Origin of the sequence: Curtobacterium sp. MCLR17_054, from assembly GCF_003234335.2 — a bacterium.
In the GTDB taxonomy this organism is placed as follows: domain Bacteria; phylum Actinomycetota; class Actinomycetes; order Actinomycetales; family Microbacteriaceae; genus Curtobacterium; species Curtobacterium flaccumfaciens.
Genome location: NZ_CP126263.1, coordinates 3,055,208 through 3,073,234 on the forward strand (window position 1 = coordinate 3,055,208; position 18,027 = coordinate 3,073,234).

At 72.2% G+C, this 18,027-nt stretch carries 17 protein-coding genes; 2 read left to right on the forward strand and 15 right to left on the reverse strand.

The genetic code is table 11. The features are described 5' to 3' along the window. Nucleotides 1-180 precede the first annotated feature (180 nt). From DEJ08_RS14455 to DEJ08_RS14480, 6 genes are read right to left on the reverse strand one after another with little or no spacing between them, the layout of a single operon-like run. Nucleotides 181-1,281, reverse strand: a complete 1,101-nt coding sequence (locus tag DEJ08_RS14455; RefSeq protein ID WP_017888287.1) for a calcium:cation antiporter — start codon at nt 1,279-1,281, stop codon at nt 181-183. A gap of 12 nt (nt 1,282-1,293) precedes the next feature. Then, entirely contained in the window at nt 1,294-2,334 is a 1,041-nt protein-coding gene (locus DEJ08_RS14460; protein WP_258367190.1) for an ABC transporter ATP-binding protein, read from the reverse strand. Then, nucleotides 2,331-3,131 (reverse strand): ABC transporter permease, encoded by an 801-nt coding sequence (locus DEJ08_RS14465; protein ID WP_111034049.1) that lies wholly within the window; start codon nt 3,129-3,131, stop codon nt 2,331-2,333. The genes DEJ08_RS14460 and DEJ08_RS14465 overlap by 4 nt, the downstream gene beginning before the upstream one ends. Before the next feature lie 3 nt (nt 3,132-3,134). Beyond that, nucleotides 3,135-3,938: a molybdate ABC transporter substrate-binding protein gene (gene modA / locus DEJ08_RS14470; RefSeq protein ID WP_111055063.1), complete on the reverse strand. Its 804-nt coding sequence runs from the start codon at nt 3,936-3,938 to the stop codon at nt 3,135-3,137. Further along, the gene (locus DEJ08_RS14475; RefSeq protein ID WP_111024680.1) at nt 3,935-4,351 is read right to left on the reverse strand and encodes a TOBE domain-containing protein; all 417 of its coding nucleotides are present in this window, start codon (nt 4,349-4,351) and stop codon (nt 3,935-3,937) included. The genes modA and DEJ08_RS14475 overlap by 4 nt, the downstream gene beginning before the upstream one ends. Before the next feature lie 59 nt (nt 4,352-4,410). After that, nucleotides 4,411-5,466 (reverse strand): ThiF family adenylyltransferase, encoded by a 1,056-nt coding sequence (locus tag DEJ08_RS14480; protein ID WP_181439035.1) that lies wholly within the window; start codon nt 5,464-5,466, stop codon nt 4,411-4,413. Nucleotides 5,467-5,561: 95 nt separating this feature from the next. Here DEJ08_RS14480 and DEJ08_RS14485 point away from each other — a divergent pair, with 95 nt between their 5' ends. Further along, nucleotides 5,562-7,214 (forward strand): glycosyltransferase family 39 protein, encoded by a 1,653-nt coding sequence (locus DEJ08_RS14485; protein ID WP_111055065.1) that lies wholly within the window; start codon nt 5,562-5,564, stop codon nt 7,212-7,214. A 42-nt stretch (nt 7,215-7,256) separates the two neighbouring features. On the opposite strand, the gene DEJ08_RS14490 is transcribed toward DEJ08_RS14485, so the two are convergent. From DEJ08_RS14490 to DEJ08_RS14510, 5 genes are all read right to left on the reverse strand, one after another. Beyond that, nucleotides 7,257-8,189 carry a 4-(cytidine 5'-diphospho)-2-C-methyl-D-erythritol kinase gene (locus DEJ08_RS14490; RefSeq protein WP_027466065.1) on the reverse strand — a complete coding sequence of 311 codons (933 nt, stop codon included), beginning with the start codon at nt 8,187-8,189 and terminating at the stop codon, nt 7,257-7,259. A gap of 9 nt (nt 8,190-8,198) precedes the next feature. After that, entirely contained in the window at nt 8,199-9,518 is a 1,320-nt protein-coding gene (locus tag DEJ08_RS14495; protein ID WP_111055066.1) for an O-acetylhomoserine aminocarboxypropyltransferase/cysteine synthase family protein, read from the reverse strand. Next, complete coding sequence (locus tag DEJ08_RS14500; protein ID WP_071406522.1) at nt 9,518-10,558, reverse strand: LLM class flavin-dependent oxidoreductase; 1,041 nt, start codon at nt 10,556-10,558, stop codon at nt 9,518-9,520. The genes DEJ08_RS14495 and DEJ08_RS14500 overlap by 1 nt, the downstream gene beginning before the upstream one ends. Before the next feature lie 87 nt (nt 10,559-10,645). Beyond that, on the reverse strand, nt 10,646-11,644 hold the full coding sequence (locus tag DEJ08_RS14505) for an ATP-grasp domain-containing protein (protein ID WP_111055067.1): 999 nt from the start codon (nt 11,642-11,644) through the stop codon (nt 10,646-10,648). Between the two features lie 237 nt (nt 11,645-11,881). Beyond that, nucleotides 11,882-12,724: a helix-turn-helix transcriptional regulator gene (locus DEJ08_RS14510; protein ID WP_111030775.1), complete on the reverse strand. Its 843-nt coding sequence runs from the start codon at nt 12,722-12,724 to the stop codon at nt 11,882-11,884. Nucleotides 12,725-12,825: 101 nt separating this feature from the next. Here DEJ08_RS14510 and DEJ08_RS14515 point away from each other — a divergent pair, with 101 nt between their 5' ends. Continuing rightward, nucleotides 12,826-13,566 carry an SDR family oxidoreductase gene (locus tag DEJ08_RS14515; RefSeq protein WP_110864077.1) on the forward strand — a complete coding sequence of 247 codons (741 nt, stop codon included), beginning with the start codon at nt 12,826-12,828 and terminating at the stop codon, nt 13,564-13,566. 144 nt (nt 13,567-13,710) lie between these two features. Here DEJ08_RS14515 and rsmA read toward each other — a convergent pair whose 3' ends face one another. The 4 genes from rsmA to rsmI form a co-directional block, all read right to left on the reverse strand. Beyond that, nucleotides 13,711-14,562 (reverse strand): 16S rRNA (adenine(1518)-N(6)/adenine(1519)-N(6))-dimethyltransferase RsmA, encoded by an 852-nt coding sequence (rsmA, locus tag DEJ08_RS14520; protein ID WP_111055068.1) that lies wholly within the window; start codon nt 14,560-14,562, stop codon nt 13,711-13,713. 2 nt (nt 14,563-14,564) lie between these two features. Continuing rightward, nucleotides 14,565-15,497 carry a TatD family hydrolase gene (locus DEJ08_RS14525; protein WP_111030772.1) on the reverse strand — a complete coding sequence of 311 codons (933 nt, stop codon included), beginning with the start codon at nt 15,495-15,497 and terminating at the stop codon, nt 14,565-14,567. Then, nucleotides 15,494-17,062, reverse strand: coding sequence for a methionine--tRNA ligase (gene metG / locus DEJ08_RS14530; RefSeq protein WP_111055069.1), 1,569 nt, complete (start codon nt 17,060-17,062; stop codon nt 15,494-15,496). Before metG ends, DEJ08_RS14525 begins: the two co-directional genes overlap by 4 nt. A 134-nt stretch (nt 17,063-17,196) precedes the next feature. After that, on the reverse strand, nt 17,197-18,018 hold the full coding sequence (gene rsmI / locus DEJ08_RS14535) for a 16S rRNA (cytidine(1402)-2'-O)-methyltransferase (protein ID WP_111055070.1): 822 nt from the start codon (nt 18,016-18,018) through the stop codon (nt 17,197-17,199). Nucleotides 18,019-18,027: the final 9 nt, after the last annotated feature.

Here is an 18,027-nt window from a genome sequence, read left to right on the forward strand (position 1 = left end):
GCGATACCTGCCGTTTTCGGGCATACCTGGTGCGAACTTCCGACCAGGTACGCCCGATTCGACCAGGTACGCCCGATTCGACCAGGTACGCCCGGAACGACCTGGCGCGGCCAGCCCCGCGCCCAGCCCGACCCCGACCCCGACCCCGCCCGCGCCGAACCAGCCCGCCCCCACCCCGCCCTACGGCGAGACGGACAGCACGATGAACGCGGCGAAGATCACCAGGTGCACCCCACCCTGCAGCCGCGTGGCACGACCGGGCAGCACGGTGAGCACCGCCGCGACGATCGTCAGCGCGAGCAACACGATCTGCGACGGCCCGAGCCCGAGCAGCAGCGTCCCCGGCATGAACAGCGACGCGACCGCGATCGACGGGATCGTCAGACCGATCGACGCCATCGCGGACCCCATCGCCAGGTTCAGGCTCGTCTGGATCCGGTTCCGTGCGGCGGCCTTCGACGCCGCGATGCCCTCCGGCAGCAGGATGAGCAGCGCGATCACGACACCGACGAACGACGGCGGGAACCCGACGGCGGCGACCCCGGCCTCGATCGCGGGCGACTCCACCTTGGCCAGCCCGACCACGGCGACGAGCGCGACCACGAGCAGCCCGAGCGACACCATCGTGGTGCGACCGGACGGGCGTGCGGCGTGGGCGTCCTCGGACTCGACGAGCACCCCGCCGGCACGGTTGACCGGCAGGAAGAAGTCGCGGTGCGCCACGGTCTGCGTGACGACGAACAGCCCGTAGAGCACCAGTGACGCGATCGCGACGAACACGAGCTGCGTCCCTGTGAAGGACGCGTCGTCGGTGCCGGTGGTGAAGGTCGGCAGCACCAGGGTCAGCACGGCGAGCGCGGCCACCGTCATGGTCGCGGCGCTGGCGCCCTCCTGGTTGAAGCGCACGGTGTTGTGCCGCAGGGTGCCGATCAGGATCGCGAGGCCGACCAGTCCGTTCATCGTGATCATCACCGCCGAGAACACCGTGTCGCGCGCCAGGGTCTCGGCCTGCGCACCGCCCGAGCTCGACAGCGAGATGATGAGCGCGACCTCGATGATCGTCACGGCGACGGCCAGCACGAGCGAGCCGAAGGGTTCCCCCACGCGGTGCGCGACGACCTCGGCGTGGTGGACGGCTGCGAGCACCGTGACCGCGAGCACGACCGCGACGACGACCACCACGGCGGTGCCGAGCCCGTAGCGGCCGTACGAGAACGCGAGCACGACGGCCGCCAGGATCGGCGTGGCCACGGGCCACACCTTGGGGAACCAGGAGGTCATCGGACCATTGTCTCAACCACGGGGCGCGTAGACCGCCACCTCGGCCGCGGGGACGTCGATGCGCACCGCGTCGCCGGGGGCGATCCCGAGCGCGGTCAGCCGCGCGAGCGTCAGGTCCGCCACCAGGTCACCGGCCCGCACCCGCACCAGTCCGTCGCGCGGTTCGAGCGACGAGACGGTGCGCGCGGCCCCGGCACCGTCCCGCGTCAGCACGGCGGCCGTCGGGTGGAAGGCGGCCAGGGCGGGCCGGCCGGGAGGCACGGCATGCGTCCCCGACGCCAGCTCACCCCCGCCGTCGATCGCGATCCCACCCCCGGTGGCGGTCCCGTGCACCAGCGCGAGCCCGGAGAACGCCGCGGCGAACGCACTCGTCGGACGACCGAGGACGGCAGCGGGGGTGCCCTGCTCGACCACCCGGCCACCCTCGAGCACGACGACGCGGTCGGCCAGGGCGACGACCTCGACCGGGTCGTGGGTGACGAGCACCGCGGGACGGCCGGCGACGGCGGTCCGGAGTGCCGCGCGGACCTCGTCCTGCGCACCGACGTCGAGCGCCGAGGTCGGTTCGTCGAGCAGCAGCACCGCCGGGTCGGTGGCGAGCGCGCGGGCGATCGCGACACGCTGCGCCTGTCCGCCGGAGAGCGTGCGTGGGTCGCGGGTGGCCAGGTCGGCGACCCCGACGGCGTCGAGCGCGTCGCGGGCGAGCTGCCGGGCCGCGGCGCGACCGGCTCCGGCCGCACGGGGCCCGAAGGCGACGTTCCCGACGACGTCGAGGAACGGGAACAGGTCGGACCGCTGCGCGACGAGTCCGATCCGGCGACGGTGTGCGGGCAGGGTGTGCCGCGGGCTCGAGACCTGCACCCCGTCGAGTTCGATCCGGCCCGCGTCGATCGGCAGCAGCCCGGCCAGGGCCTCGAGCACCGTCGACTTGCCCGCACCGTTCGGCCCGATGACGGCCAGGCACTCCCCCGCGCGGACCTCGATCGCGACGTCGACGTCCCGCGACCCGACGACGACGTGCGCCCGGACGCACACCGCACCCTCGGCCGTCACGCCAGGGCTCCCCGGGTGCGGAACGACGAGGCCCCGATGACGACGACGGCCACCACGACGAGCACGACCGCCAGTGCCACCGCGGTGTCCGGGTCGACCTCGCGCTGCAGGTAGACCTCGAGCGGCAGGGTCCGGGTGACCCCCTGCAGGCTGCCGGCGAAGGTCAGGGTGGCCCCGAACTCGCCGAGGGCCCGGGCGAAGCAGAGGACGAGCCCGGACACGATCCCGGGCAGGACCCGCGGCGTCGTGACGGTCAGGAACGTCCGGGTCGGCCCGGCACCCAGGGTCGCGGCGACCCGCTCGTAGCGGTCGCCCTCGACGCGGAGCGCCCCCTCGACCGAGGACACCAGGAACGGCATCGCGACGAAGGTCTGCGCGATGACGACCGCCGTCGTGGTGAACGCGATGTGCAGGCCGTGGTCGTCGAGGAACGCCCCGACCACCCCGAGCCGGCCGAAGGCCGCGAGCAGCGCGAGGCCGCCGACCACCGGCGGCAGCACGAGCGGCAGGAGCACGACGGCACGTGCGACGCCGACCCAGCGCGACCGTGACCGCGCGAACAGCACGGCGAGCGGGTACCCGAGGACGAACGCGACGCCCGTGGCCGCGAGCGCCGTGCCGAGGCTGAGCCCGAGTGCGGTCAGTGACGCGGTGGAGGTCACGAGCCCGACGAACGACGACCAGTCCACCCGGCCGAGCATCGCGAGCACCGGCACGACGACGAACAGCCCGCCGAGCACCGCGGGCAGCGGGAGCCACCACGCGACCGGCGGCCGTCCGTCAGTGCGCGGAGCCACGGGTCAGGGCTTCCCGAAGCCCGCGTCGGCGAGCACGCGCTGTCCGGCGGCGGAGCGGACGTACTCCGAGAACGCCCGCGCGAGCTCCGGGTCCTGGGATTCCCGGAGCACGCCGATCGGGTACGTGTTGACGGCCTTGTCCGACTCGTCGAACGGGACGCCGTCGACCTTGCCGCCGGCCCCTCGGACGTCCGTCACGTAGACGAGTCCGGCGTCGGCCTGCCCGGACTCGACCTTGCCGAGCACGTCGGTGACGGACTGCTCCTCGCTGACCGGCTCGAGATCGACGCCCGATGCGGACTCGACCTTCGCCGTCGCGGCACCGCACGGCACCGGGGCGGCGCACGTGACGAGCTGGACGCCCGGAGCCGTCAGGTCGTCGAGGTCGGCGATGCCCTTCGGGTTGCCCGGCGCGACGGCGATCTCGAGGACGTTCGTCGCGAAGTCCTGCGGCGACCCGCTCGCCAGGTCGGTCGACGACAGCTTCGCCATGTTCGCTTGGTCGGCGGACGCGAACACGTCGGCGGGGGCGCCGTTCTGGATCTGGGTGACGAGGTCGCTCGAGCCGGCGAACGAGAACCGGATCGAGGCACCGGGGTTCGCGGTCTCGAACTGCTTGCCGAGCGTGGTGAACGTCTTCTGGAGGGACGCCGCCGCGAACACGGTGATCGAACCGGTCGGCCCCTCGGTGTCGGAACCCGCCGAGGCCGATGCCCCCGAGCCCGTGTCCGGAGCCGTGCACGCAGCGAGCCCGAGCGCGACGGTGGCGGCGAGGGCCAGCGCCGCGAACGGCCGGAGGCGGATCATCGTTCGTCCTCGTGCCGGGCGGGTGCCTCGACGGCGACCATCGTGGCCTTCACGGACGCCACCGCGACGGACCCGACCTCGAGCCCGAGGTCGCGGACGGCCTCGGCACTCATCAGGGACACCACACGGTGCGGGCCGCACTGCAGCTCGACCTGCGCCATCACGGTGTCGACGACCAGGTCGGTGACGATCCCGACGAAGCGGTTGCGCGCCGAGCTCTTCACCGCGGACGCCGGGTCGGTCAGCTCGGAGCTGCGTTCCCGCGCGTACGCGGCGACCTCGCGACCGTCGACCACGGCTCGCCCCGCGTCGTCCGTGGCACGGGTGAAGGTGCCGCCGTCGACGAGCCGACGAACGGTGTCGTCACTGATCCCGAGGAAGGCCGCAGCGTCCCGTACCCGCAGTTGCGTCATGATCCACTGATCCTATCCGCGGATGCGGCGGCAGGGGCGGTGGGGGTGACCGGGCTGGGTCAGGACCGGTGCTCGATCGCCACGGGCAGCCCCTCGCGACGCCAGGCCTCGAAGCCGCCGTCGAGGACCGTCACGCGCCTCCCGGCCGGTTGCCGCGCCGCCCACGCGTCCGCACGGGGGCCGCGTGCGCAGTAGACGACGACCTCGTCCGAACCGGTGTCGTCGGTGACGGCACCGGCGACCACGCCGGACGCGCGTTCCTCGTCGGTCCGGACGTCGACGACGACCAGCGGGTCCGACGGGTCCGCCACCCTGGCAGCCAGGGCGGACGGCGCGATGCGCGGCGTCGCGGAGGCACCAGCAGGTGCCGGTCGACGCGAAGCGGGTCCGCGACGGACGGGGCTCTCCGTCCAGCGCCACCGGCGGGCGTCGACGGTCAGCACGCGTCCGAGCAGCGGGTCGCCGCTGCCGGTGACCAACGCGAAGACCTGTCCTGCCATCACCGCACCGACCGCACCGCACAGTGCGGGGACCACGCCATCGAGGGCGCACGAGCCCTCGTCGGGCAGGGCCTCGGGGTGCAGGTCGTGGAAGTCGACGCCGTCCGGCCCGGCGTCGCGGAAGACGCTGACCTGCCCGTCGTGGCCGAGCACGGTGCCCCACACGAACGGCACGCCGACAACGGCGCAGGCGTCCGAGACGGCCCGGGTGACCACGACCGAGTCGGCGGCGTCGACCACGACGTCGTGTCCGGCGACCAGGTCCGGCGTGAACGACCCGACCACGGCGACCGCGTCGAGTTCCGGGTCGACGGCGACGGCCCGGGCGACCGCGACCTGCGCCTTCGGCGAGCCGACGTCCGCGGCGGTGAAGAGCGTCTGCCTGGCCAGGTTCGAAGCGTCGACCACGTCGGGGTCGACCACCGTGAGCCGACCGATCCCGGCGAGGTACGCGACCACCGGCGCACCGAGCCCGCCGGCCCCGACGACGAGGATGCGCGATGTGGCCAGGCGTCGCAGCCCGGTGACCCCGACGTCGGCGAGCGCGGCGGTCCGCGAACCGAGCTGCGTCCGCCCCGGGGAGAGCGCGGCGGCGGGGGCGACGAGGGGTTCCATCCCGTCATTCTGGCCCGTCGCACCGAACTCCTGCATGTGAGAGTTCAGCGCCCGGACGCGGCGGATCCCCAGAGCAGATCGGTACGGTCGCGGGCGTGAGTTCCCCGCGCACCGGTACCGTCCCGGTCCGACGCACGACGTCGGACGCGTCGGTGCGCGCGCGCTCGCTGGGGCTCGTCGTGGCGGCTGTCCGAGCCCTCGCACGGACCCCCGAGATCACCGTCGGCGCGCTCGGCGTCGTCGTCGCAGCGGCCTTCAGCTGGGTGCCGTCGGTCTGGTACGACGAGGCTGCGACCATCGCGAGCGCACAGCGCAGCTGGCCGGCGCTCTGGGCCGAACTGCAGAACGTCGACGCCGTCCACGGCCTGTACTACGCCGTGATGCACGTCTGGTTCACGCTCGTCGGGTACTCGCCGTTCACGCTGCGGTTCCCGAGCGCGCTGGCCATCGGGGTCTCCGCCGGCCTCGTCGTCGCGCTCGGCCGTCGTCTCGGCGGGGTGCGGTTCGGCGTCGTCTCCGGGATCGTGTTCCTGGTCCTGCCGCGCGTCGCCTGGGCCGGCACCGAGGGGCGCCCGTACGCCACCGTCACGACCTTCGCCGTCGCGCTGACCCTCGTGGGGATCACCGCGGTCCGACGCACCCGGACCCGGCACCACGCGACCCGGTGGTGGGTCGTCTACGGCCTGTTCGCCGTGGTGGCCGTCCTGTTCAACGTCTACCTGGCCCTGGCCGTCGTCGCGCACGGGGTCGTGCTCCTCTGGACCGCCGTCGCCGACCGTGCCGCACGGCGCGACGCCGTGCTCTCGCGGCGCAGTGGTCCGGTGGCTGCGCCGATGGTCGACCGCGCCGCATTCGTGCGCTGGGGCGTCGCCGCCGTCGGGGCCGCGCTCGTGGTGTCGCCGTTCATCGTCCTCGCCGCAGGGCAGGCCAAGCAGGTCGGCTGGATCACCGGCGTCGGGTGGGCCACTGTGCGCCAGGTCGTCGCGACCGCCTGGTTCGGTGCCGTCTGGCCGTACGCGGTGCTCGGGTGGGCGCTGATGATCGTCGGCGTCGTGCTCGCCGTCCGGGCCACCCGACGCCCCTCCCCCGCCGCCCGTGACCTGCTGCGGATGCAGGCCGTGCGCGTCGCCGTCCCACTGACGATCCTGCCCACCGCACTGCTCGTCGGCGCGACCGCGGCCGGGGAGCACCTGTACTCCCCGAAGTACGCCAGCCTGAGCCTGCCGTTCGTCGCGCTGCTCATCGGCCTGGCGATCACGGCGATCCGACCCCGGCGGTGGCTGGCGCTCGCGGTCGTCGGGATGCTGCTCGTGTCGGCACCGACGAGCACGATCGTCCGGCTGCCCCACGCGAAGCAGGACTCGCACTGGGCGAACGCGGCGGCGATCATCGAGCGCGAGCGGGACCGGCGCACCGACCAGAACGAGGGCGTCGTCTTCGGCAGCGTCTGGGAGCACCCGGGCACCACCGCGCAGGTCATCGCCGACTCCTACCCCGAGGCCTTCACCGGGATGCGCGACCTCGCCGTCGCCGAGACCGGTGCCGAACGCGGGCAGCTCTGGAACGTCAACGGGGACATCGCGACGACGGTGCCCCAGCGGATCTCCGGCATCGACACCGTGTGGTTCGTCGGCGGCAAGTCACGGAACATCCGCCCGCAGGTCACCGACACGCTCGTGGCCGAGGGGTTCCACGTCGTGCGCTACTGGCACACCGGCACGGTCATCCTCTGGAAGTACAGCCGCTGACGGTGGCGGTCCAACCGCCGTCGGCTTTGCCGGGGCGTCGGGTCAGTGCACCACGCGTGCGCCGTGCACCGGACCGGTGGCCCGGAGTGCGACGAGGCCGGCGGCGCTGAGCTCGACCTGCAGTTCGAGCGCGGCGTCACGGTCACCGACCAGGAACGCCACGGTCGGTCCGCTGCCGGACACCAGGCCGGCCAGGGCACCGGACTTCTCACCGAGCTCCAGCGTCGCCGCCAGCCGGGGCTGCAGGCGCATGGCCGGTGCCTGCAGGTCGTTGTGGACGCAGTCGGCGAGCAGGTCGGGGTCGCCCGCGCGCAGGGCCTGCAGGACGTTGGCCTCGACCACGGGGTGCGACGGCGCCGGGGAGATGTCGGCGCGGTACCGCTCCCGGTGCTCGTCGAGCGCACGGTAGACGGCCGGGGTGCTCAGCCCGTCGTCGCTCAGGGCGAGGACCCAGTGGAACTCGCCCTTGGCCAGCGCCGGGCTCAGCTCGTCACCGCGACCGGTACCGACGGCGGTGCCGCCGGCGAAGGCGAACGGCACGTCGGCGCCGAGCTGTGCGGCGAGCCGGAGCAGCTCCTCGCGACCGAGCGCGGTGCCCCAGAGCGTGTCGACGGCGAGCAGGGTCGCAGCGGCGTCCGCGGAGCCACCGCCCATGCCGCCGGCGACGGGCACCTGCTTGTCGATGGTCAGCCGCACGCCGCCGCGGTGTCCGGCCGCGTCGGCCACGAGCCGGGCCGCGCGGATGGCGAGGTTCGACTCGTCGACCGGCACGGTGCTCGTGTCGATCGGCCCGGTGAAGGTGACCGAGAAGTCGTCGGCGGCCTCGGCGGTGACGTCCTCGTACAGGGACACCGCCTGGTACGCCGTGGCGACGTCGTGGTAGCCGTCGTCCTGCAGCGCCCCGACGGACAGGAACACGTTGATCTTGCCGGGGGCGCGCGTCCGCACGCGGGTCGGTGCGGCCAACGTGGTCATGCGCCCAACCTATCCCGCTGCGGCTGCCGTGAACCCCCGCGCCAGGTCCGCGGTGATGTCGTCGATGTGCTCGAGGCCGATCGACAGGCGGATGAGGCCGTCCCCCACCCCGGCGGCCGCCCGCTCGGCGGAAGTCATCTGCACGTGGGTGGTCGATGCCGGGTGCACGACGAGCGAGCGGACGTCGCCGAGGTTCGAGACGTGGTCGAACAGCTCGAGCGCCGCCACGAACCGTCGGCCCGCGGCGACCCCGCCGGCCAGGTCGAACGACAGCACGGCCGACGGTCCCTTCGGCACGTAGCGCTGCTGCAGGTGGTGCCACGGCGAGGCCGGCAGGCCGGCGTAGTGCACGTGCTCGACCTGGTCGTGTGCGTCGAGCCAGGTCGCCACGGTGGCGGCGTTCGACACGTGCCGGTCCATGCGGAGCGACAGCGTCTGGATGCCCTGGAGCACCAGGAACGCGTTGAACGGTGCGATCGCGGGCCCGAGGTCGGCGGACAGCTTCGAGCGGGTGCGCTGGATGAACGCCCGCCGCCCGAACTTCTCGGCGAAGTTCGTGTTCGCGAACCCGGACTGCTCGGTCGAGGCCAGCTGCGGGTAGGCGTCGGCGTGCGCGGCCCAGTCGAAGTTCCCGCTGTCGACGATGAGCCCGGCGATGGCGCTGCCGTGTCCGGCCAGGTACTTCGTCGCCGAGTGCACGACGATGTCGGCGCCGTGCTCGATCGGGCGCACCAGGTACGGCGTCGCGATGGTGTTGTCGACGATGAGCGGCACACCGGCCTCGTGTGCGACTCCGGCCACCCCGGCGAAGTCCAGGACGTCCCCGCGGGGGTTCGGGATGGACTCGCCGAAGAACGCCTTCGTCTCCGGACGCACCGCCGCTGCCCACTCGGACAGGTCGGTCGGGTCCTGCACGAACGTGAAGGTGATGCCGAGGTCCCGCAGGGTCGAGGCGAACAGCGTGTAGGTCGCGCCGTACAGCGAGGCGCTCGACACCACGTGGTCACCGGCGCGTGCGACACCGAGCACGGCCAGCGACGTCGCCGCCTGCCCGGACGCCAGCGCCAGCGCACCGATCCCGCCCTCGAGGTCGGCGATCCGGCGCTCGAGGGCTGCCGCCGACGGGTTGTTCACCCGCGTGTAGGTGTGGCCGGGAGCGTCGAGCATGAAGCGCGCGGCGGCGTCCTCCCCCGACGGGTAGACGTACGCGGCGCTCTGCGCGATCGGCGGCACGTTCGCGCCCCACCCCGGGTCGGCCTTGAAGCCGGCGCGGATCTGGCGGGTCTCGAACGCCCAGCCGTCCTCGGCGTTGGTCGGCGCGGCACCCATCAGGACTGCGCCCCGACCGACTGCCGGACGAGCGGGATGACCTGCTCGCCGAACCGGTCCATCTCCTCGAGCTGCGGCGAGAACTGCAGCAGGAGCGTGTCGACCCCGGCGTCCTCGAACTCCCGGATGCGGTCGGCCACCTGCGACGGCGTCCCCACGAACCCGGGGCGCAGGCCGCGGTTCGACACCGAGTAGTCCTCGAGCGAGGGCACGTGCTCGAGCTGCGACTTCGAGATGAAGTCCTGGTACGACTCGTACGCCTTGCCGTGCTGCACGTCGGTGATCCGGGCGAGCTCGGCCTGCGCCTCCTCCTCGGTCTCGCGCACGATGACGTACGCGGCCATGCCGAACGCCTCGAACGGCGGCAGACCGGCGTCGACGCGGCGCTGCTTCATCTCGTCGATCTTCGCGCGGAGCTCCTCGACCGTGCCGCCGTGCGTGACGTAGGCGTCGGCGTACCCGGTGATCGCAGCCTTGCCGGCCTCGCTCTCCCCACCGGCGTAGATGCGCGGCGTCACGCGGGGCTTCGGCTCGAGGTGCGCGTTCTCGATGTCGTAGTACTCGCCCGAGAACGAGTACGGGGTCTCGCGCCACAGGCCCTTCATGACCTCGACGAACTCCGCGGTGCGCTTGTACCGGTCGTCGTGCTCCGAGAAGATCCCGCCGTACTGCTTCGCCTCCTCCGCCCACCAGGCGCTCACGACGTTGAAGGTGAACCGGCCGCACGAGATGTCGTCGATCGTCGCCGCCTGCTTCGCCGTCACCGCGGGCAGGTGGTACCCGGGACGCATCGCCGCCATGATCTCCAGGCGCTCGGTCGTCGCCGCGATCGCCGCCGCGAGCGACCACGCCTCGAGCGAGGGCGCCGCCGTGCCCTTGATGTCGTTGAGGTTGAGCTCCGGCACGAGCGTCAGGTCGAAGCCGATCCGCTCGGCGCGCTGCGCCAGGCGCTTCACGTAGTCGAAGGTGACCGGCATGTTCTCGTTGTCGACGTTGCGCAGCCAGCCGCCGAAGAGCGGGGTCCAGTATCCGAATCGCACGTGGGTTCCTTGGGGGGGTGTGGGAAAGGGGACTGGAGGCCCGTGGCGGGCCCGCCACGGGCCTCCAGTCCGGTGGTTCTTGCGTTCTCAGGCCGTGAGCTGCGCCGCGTACTCCGCCGCCAGCAGGCCACCGAGGTACTTCGCGATGGAGCGCGGGCCGGAGGCCGGCGCGGACTCCTCGACCGCGGGGTTGTAGTTCGTGTTCGTGTTGATGTCGTAGACGACGGTGCGGCCGTCCGTCGTCTCCATGAACTCGACGCCCGCGATGGTGATGCGCTGGTCGGCGAGGAACGTGCGGAGCTGCTGGACCAGCGGGTGCTCGGCGTTGATCTCGGTCCGGACGGCGAACGCCGGGGGCGCGCCGGCGGTCTCGGTGCCGGGGACGTCGCAGACGGCACCCGCGATGACCTGCGGCACCTCGCACGCGTCGGCGGGGCAGAGCTCGAAGCTGCCGGCGCTGGTGTCGACGCGGACGGCGTACACGAACTCGCCACCGACGAACTCGACGCGGGTGATGAAGGGCTCGCGGGCCGTCAGGTACTCCTGCAGCAGGGTGATGCCGTCGACCGGGGCCTCGAACTCGGGGCTGTCGACGTAGGCGTCGAACTCGGCGAGCGAGTCGAACCGCCGGACGCCCAGGCCCTTGCCGCCCTGGTTGTGCTTCGTGATGAAGGGGACGTCCTGCCCGTCGGTGAAGATGCGGGCGGCGTCCTTGAGCGTCGTCGTGCCGAACACGGCGGTGGTGCGGGGCACGTCGAACCCGGCCTGCTGCAGGAGCCCGTGCTGGGCGACCTTCGACACCTCGAGCTCGAGCACGTGGCTGCCGCCGACGACCTGGCGGCCGGCACGCTCGAGCCAGCCGAGGATCGCCCGGGTGTACTCCTTGCTGTGCTCGTGGCCGCGGGTGTGGGAGCTGGCGGACATGCGGCTCCAGTAGACGCCGGGTGCCGGCTCGGCCGCGAGGTCGATCTGCCCCTCGGTCAGCAGGATCTCCTCGACCGGGACGCCCTCGGCCTCGAAGGCGGCGGCGAGCGGGGGGAACCACTCGGGGTTCTCGTGGATGACGTACACGCGCGGAGTGCTCACGCCCCCACCCTAGGCACGGTATACCGCACGTGCCCAAGTGTGTGACGTGGCGTTGCTTCTCGGGGGGGGGGGGCGGGGTGCACGGTGCGCGCTTGTCCGGTCGGTGCGAGGTTGGTCGCTCGGTGGCGGGCTGTAGGGCGGCACCGAGCGCTCAACGATGCACGGGCTCACGAACCTCGCACGGTGCGGGGTCGACCAACCTCGCACCAGCCGAGCGAACCCGCACCGTGCGACGCGTCAGCCGGCGAAGGTCTGCTGTCCGACGACGCCGAGGAGCTCGAGCTTCTGCGCGTCCTCTGATCCTGGAGGCGCGGTGAAGAGCAGCAGGGCCTGCGCCTGGTCGTCGGTGTGCAGCACCTGGCAGTCGACGGTGATGCGGCCGAGCTCCGGCTGCACGATCGTCTTGTTGTCCGACCAGCGCGTGGCCACCTCGTGCTTGGCCCAGAGGTCGCGGAACTCGGCACTGCGCGTCTGCAGCTCGGCGATGAGTTCGGTCGCCCGGCGGTCACCCGGACCCGCGAGCCCGACGGCCGCCCGGAGCGACGCGACCACCACCCGACCCAGCCGCTCGTGCTGCTCGGGTGCGTACTTCGTGAGCTCCTCACCCGTCACGAACCACCGCCACGCCTGGTACCGGCGGTTGCCCGGCAAGCCGACCGAGCTGGTGAGGAGCGCCGCCGCGAGCCGGTTCTCGACCAGGGTCTCGCCCAGGTGACTGACGACGATCGCCGGGGTGTCCTCGAGCCGGTCGAGCACCCGCAGGATCGCCGGGTCGACGTGGTCGGCGCGGTGCATCCGGGTCGGGGCGTTCTGCCCGGACAGGTGGAACAGGTGGTCGCGCTCGTCGAGGCTGCACCGCAGGGCCCGGGCGATCGCGGCGATCATCTGCTCGGACGGCTGCGGTCCGCGTTGCTGCTCGAGTCGCGTGTAGTAGTCGACGGACATGCCGGCGAGGGCAGCGACCTCTTCGCGGCGCAGCCCCGGGGTCCGACGCCGTGGACCCTGCCCGAGACCGACGTCCTCAGGGCGCAGCAGCTCGCGGCGACGGCGGAGGAAGTCGGCGAGCGCGGCACGGTCCATGGGTCGATCATCGTCCGCTTCCGCCCCGGGTGCCAGGGATCGCCGATCCCCCGATGACCGCGCTCTGGTTGCGTCCCTGTCCACGGAGCATCGTGGTCGCCATGGACATCACGAACTCCACCGTCTTCATCCCCGGCGCGACCTCGGGCATCGGTCTCGCGCTCGCCCAGCGCCTGCAGGCCGCCGGCAGCACCGTCGTCATCGGCGGCCGCCGCCAGGCGCTCCTCGACTCCCTCGCTACCGAGCACGGCTTCGGCACCGTGCAGATCGACGTCGCCGACGCGGCGTCCATCGAAGCCGCCGCCACCTCGGTGCTCGAGGCGTACCCGTCGCTCGATGCTCTGATCACCATGTCTGGGATCATGCGCGACGAGGACCTCCGCGACCCCGAGCACATCCACGACGCCCTCGAGCTCGTCCAGACGAACCTGGTCGGCACGATCCGCCTCGTCGACGCGTTCCTGCCGCACCTGCTCGCCCAGCCCTCGGCCACCCTGATGACCGTCACCTCCGGTCTCGCGTTCGTCCCGCTCACCGCATCACCGACATACAGCGCGACGAAGGCCGGTGTGCACGCCTACACGCAGGCCCTCCGTCAGCAGCTCGTGGGGTCGTCGCTCGAGGTGCTCGAGCTCGCCCCGCCGGCCGTCATGACCGACCTGATGGGCGGCGCGGACTTCGGCGGCATGCCGCTCGACGCCTTCGCCGACGAGGTCATGGCGCTCATCGAGTCCGGCGCTGCCCCGGAGATCCTGGTGCAGAACGTGCACCCGCTGCGCTTCGCCGAGCGGAACGGCAACCACCAGCAGATCCTCGAGATGATGGCGTCCCGCGAGCACTGACCCGGGTGCCTCGAATGGTGCGAGGTTCTGTGTTCCGTGCGAGCCACTTCGGCTCGCACGGAACACAGAACCTCGCACCATCGCGGTCAGCAGGTACGCAGCACGCAGGCGTCAGGGCGGGGCCGTCGCCGGGCGAGGAACGAACTACTCCGCGGCCGCCAGGACCGTCCGCCCGAGCCGCACGAAGTCGTCCACACCGATCGCCTCACCGCGGGCGGTCGGGTCGATGCCCGCCGCCGTCAGGACCTCGGACGCGTGCGCACTGCCGCCGAGCACCCCGGACAGGCTCTGCCGCAGCATCTTGCGCCGCTGCTGGAACGCCGCGTCCACCAGCGTGAACACCCGCGACCGCAGGAGCTCGTCACCCGGGGGCTCGTGCCGGTCGAACGCCACCAGGACGCTGTCGACGTTCGGCACCGGCCAGAAGACCTGACGGCTGACCAACCCGGCGGTGCTCCACGACCCGTACCAGGCGGCCTTGACGCTCGGCGAACCGTAGACCTTGCTGCCCGGACCGGCGGCGAGCCGGTACCCGACCTCGGCCTGCACCATGACGAGCGACCGCTCGATCGACGGGAAGGTCGCGAGCAGGTGCAGCAGCACCGGCACGGAGATGTTGTACGGCAGGTTCGCGACGAGGTGCGTCGGCTCGACGTCGAGGTCCGCGGCGGCGACGGTCATGGCGTCCTGCTGCACGACCGTCAGCCTGGCGTCCGGCTGCATCGACGACACCGTCGACGGGAGCTTGACGGCCAGGCGCTTGTCGATCTCGACCGCGGTGACGGGGGCGCCGGTCTCGGTGAGCCCGAGCGTCAACGACCCGAGCCCCGGCCCGATCTCGAGCACCCGTGCCGACGGGGTCACACCGGCGACCGACACGATCCGCCGCACGGTGTTGGCGTCGTGCACGAAGTTCTGGCCGAGCTTCTTCGTCGGGGTGACGTCGAGTTCGGCCGCGAGCTCCCGGATCTCCGCCGGGCCGAGCAGGGCACCCACGACTACTCCTCCACCGTCACGGGCTCGGCGTCCCACGCGCCGTAGACGAGCTCGGTGTTCGAGGCGATCTGGGCCGCGAGCATCGAGGCGTCCGTGCCGAGCGTCTCCGCCATCGACCGCAGGGTGAGCGGGATGAGGTACGGCGCGTTCGGGCGGCCACGGAACGGGGTGGGCGTCAGGAACGGTGCGTCGGTCTCGATCATGATCAGGTGCCGCGGGGCGACGACCAGGGCTTCACGCAGCAGTGCGGCGTTCTTGAACGTCACGGTGCCGGCGAACGACATGTACCAGCCGCGCTCGGCGCAGAGCCGGGCGAGGTCCGGCCCGCCGGAGAAGCAGTGGAAGACGGTGCGTTCCGGGGCACCCACGCGGTCGAGGACCTCGACCACGGCGTCGTGCGCGTCGCGGTCGTGGATCGTCAGCGCGAGGTCGTGCTCCTTCGCGATGCGGATGTGCTCCTCGAACGAACGGACCTGGGCGTCACGGCCGTCCTCGCCGGTGCGGAAGAAGTCGAGGCCGGTCTCACCGATCGCCCGGACCCGCGGCAGCGCGGCGAGCCGTTCGATGCCGGCGAGGTGCTCGTCGAGCAGCCCCTGTTCCTGCAGCACGGGCGCTTCGTTCGGGTGCAGCGCGACGGCCGCCAGGACCCTTGGCTCGCGGGCGGCGATCGACGCGGACCACTCCGAGGTGGCGAGGTCCGTGCCGACCTGCACGACACCGCGCACGCCGACGCTCGAGGCACGGTCGAGGTGCTCGCGGTACTCGAGGGGACCGTCGCCCCCGTCGCCGACACCGTCGGCGATCTCCATGTGGGTGTGGTTGTCGTACACCGGCACGACGAGCGCCTGCGGCAGCGGCGGGTACGTCAGGTCGCGCTTCGAGCCACCGGACGCCCCGTCACCGCGGGATCGGACGTGCGACTCGGCGTCGGTCACGCGGAGACCTGCTCGATCCGGGGGAACAGCCCGCTCTCGAGCGGCACCACGTGCGACGCACCCTGCCACTCGTACGCACGGTCGACCCGCTGCTCGGCGACGGACCCGCCGGCGCCGATCGAGGCCCAGAGCTTCTCGGTCGCCTTCGGCATGACCGGGGACAGCAGGACGGTGACGGTGCCGAGGCCGCGGAGCGCGGTGGTCAGGACCGTGCCGAGGCGCTCGCGGTTGGCGTCGTCCTTCGCCAGGGCCCAGGGCGCCTGCTCGGTGATGTAGCCGTTCAGGGCGTCGACGAGCTCCCACACGCTCGCGATCGCCTCGTGCGGGGCGAAGGCGGCGATGGCGGCGTCGGCACGCTCGGTGACCGAGACGGCCAGGGCGTCGATCGCCTGGTCGGACTCGGTCAGCGCACCGCGCTCCGGGACCTCGCCGTCGCAGTACTTCTGCAGCATGGCGACCAGGCGCGACGCCAGGTTGCCGTAGCCGTTCGCGAGCTCGGCCTGGTAGCGCGCCGAGATGTCTTCCCAGCTGAAGTTGCCGTCCTGCCCGAAGGTGATGGCGCGCAGGAAGTAGTAGCGGAACGCGTCGGACCCGAACGTGTCGGTGATCTCCGACGGCGCGATGCCGGTCAGCTTCGACTTGGACATCTTCTCGCCGCCGACGAGCAGCCAGCCGTGGCCGAAGACGCGCTCCGGCACCGGCAGTCCGGCGGCCATGAGCATCGCCGGCCAGATGACGGCGTGGAAGCGGGCGATGTCCTTGCCGACGATGTGCACGCTCGGCCAGAGGCGCTTGAAGGCCTCGTCGTCGTCGGTGCCGTAGCCGAGCGCCGTGACGTAGTTGAGCAGGGCGTCGAACCACACGTACAGCACGTGGTCGCTGTCCCAGGGGATCTTGATGCCCCAGTCGAAGCTGGAGCGCGAGATCGACAGGTCGCGGAGCCCCTGCTTGACGAACGAGATGATCTCGTTGCGGACGCTCTCGGGCTGGATGAACAGCGGGTTCGACTCGTACAGGTCGAGCAGGCGCTGCTCGAAGTCGGACATCCGGAAGAAGTAGTTGCGCTCAGCCAGGACCTCGACCGGGATCGAGTGGATCGCGCAGACCTGCTGGCCCTCGTACGCACCGGTCCCGGCGACCAGGTCGCTCGGCTGCTTGTACTCCTCGCAGCCCACGCAGTAGAAGCCCTCGAACTCACCGGCGTAGATGAAGCCGTCGTCGTACAGCTTCTGCAGGAACGCCGTCACGCCGCGCTCGTGCCGCTCGTCGGTGGTTCGGATGAAGTCGTCGTTCGCGACGTCGACCGTGTCGAGCAGTGGCTTCCAGGCGTCGTTGACCAGCCGGTCGGCCCATTCCTTGGGCGAGACGTCGTTCGCCGAGGCGGTGCGCAGGATCTTCTGCCCGTGCTCGTCGGTGCCGGTGAGCAGCCAGGTGTCGTCACCGCGCTGCCGGTGCCAGCGCGCGAGGAAGTCCGCGGCGACCTCGGTGTAGGCGTGCCCGATGTGGGGCACGTCGTTCACGTAGAAGATCGGCGTGGTGATGCTGAACGAGGACCCGGCGGACATGCGGACCATCCTACGGGCGCACCGAACCCTGATGACGCGTGCGGCGGTGGACTGTGGAGAACCGGGTCCGGGAGGCCCGTGACGGGCCCGCCCCGCGCCTCCAGACCGGCGGATGCGAACGTGACGAGCCCCGCTCAGCGCGCCGCGAGCGCCCCTTCGTAGAGGTCCCGCTTCGACAGCCCGGTCGCGTCCGCGACCGCCGCGGCGGCCTCCTTCATGCGCATGCCGGCGGCCACCCGCTCGAGCACCAGGCGCACGCCGTCGTCGAGCGTGGCTTCTTCGGTGGCCTCCTCGGCGCCGGCGACGACGATGCAGATCTCGCCCCGGACGCCCTCGGACGCCCACGCGACGAGTTCGTCCAGCGGCCCACGGCGGACCTCTTCGTACAGCTTCGTGAGCTCACGGCAGACCGCGGCGCGTCGGTCGCCCCCGAACCCGACGGCCATGTCCGCCAGGGTCTCGGCCAGCCGGTGCGGCGACTCGAAGAACACCATCGTCCGCTGCTCCCCCGCCAGCGCCTGGAACGCCCGACGGCGCTCCCCGGCCTTGCGGGTCGGGAACCCCTCGAACGTGAAGCGGTCCGTCGGCAGCCCGGACACGGCGAGCGCCATGAGTACGGCCGACGGCCCGGGCAGGGCGGTGACGGTGACCCCGGCGGCCGCGGCGGCCTCGACGAGGGGGAAGCCGGGGTCGCTGATCGCGGGCATGCCGGCGTCGGTCAGGACGACGACGTCCTCGTCGCGGGCGAGCTCGACGACCTCGGACGCCTTCGCCCGCTCGTTGTGCTCGTGCAGGGCGATGAGCCGCGGACGGTTCTCGATGCCGAGGGCACGCATCAGGTGGATGGCGGTCCTGGTGTCCTCCGCCGCGACGACCGTGGCGTTGGAGAGGGTCTCGACGAGACGGCGCGAGGCGTCCCCGAGGTTGCCGATGGGCGTTGCTGCGAGGACGATCACGCACCCATT

Bases quoted from the DNA above. Each gene is read 5' to 3' on its own strand.
- DEJ08_RS14480 (WP_181439035.1), bottom strand. From the start codon at position 5,466: ATGGAACCCCTCGTCGCCCCCGCCGCCGCGCTCTCCCCGGGGCGGACG.
- DEJ08_RS14515 (WP_110864077.1), top strand. From the start codon at position 12,826: ATGGACATCACGAACTCCACCGTCTTCATCCCCGGCGCGACCTCGGGC.
- DEJ08_RS14490 (WP_027466065.1), bottom strand. From the start codon at position 8,189: ATGACCACGTTGGCCGCACCGACCCGCGTGCGGACGCGCGCCCCCGGC.
- DEJ08_RS14495 (WP_111055066.1), bottom strand. From the start codon at position 9,518: ATGGGTGCCGCGCCGACCAACGCCGAGGACGGCTGGGCGTTCGAGACC.
- DEJ08_RS14455 (WP_017888287.1), bottom strand. From the start codon at position 1,281: ATGACCTCCTGGTTCCCCAAGGTGTGGCCCGTGGCCACGCCGATCCTG.
- metG (WP_111055069.1), bottom strand. From the start codon at position 17,062: ATGTCCGCCGGGTCCTCGTTCAGCATCACCACGCCGATCTTCTACGTG.
- DEJ08_RS14475 (WP_111024680.1), bottom strand. From the start codon at position 4,351: ATGACGCAACTGCGGGTACGGGACGCTGCGGCCTTCCTCGGGATCAGT.
- DEJ08_RS14510 (WP_111030775.1), bottom strand. From the start codon at position 12,724: ATGGACCGTGCCGCGCTCGCCGACTTCCTCCGCCGTCGCCGCGAGCTG.
- modA (WP_111055063.1), bottom strand. From the start codon at position 3,938: ATGATCCGCCTCCGGCCGTTCGCGGCGCTGGCCCTCGCCGCCACCGTC.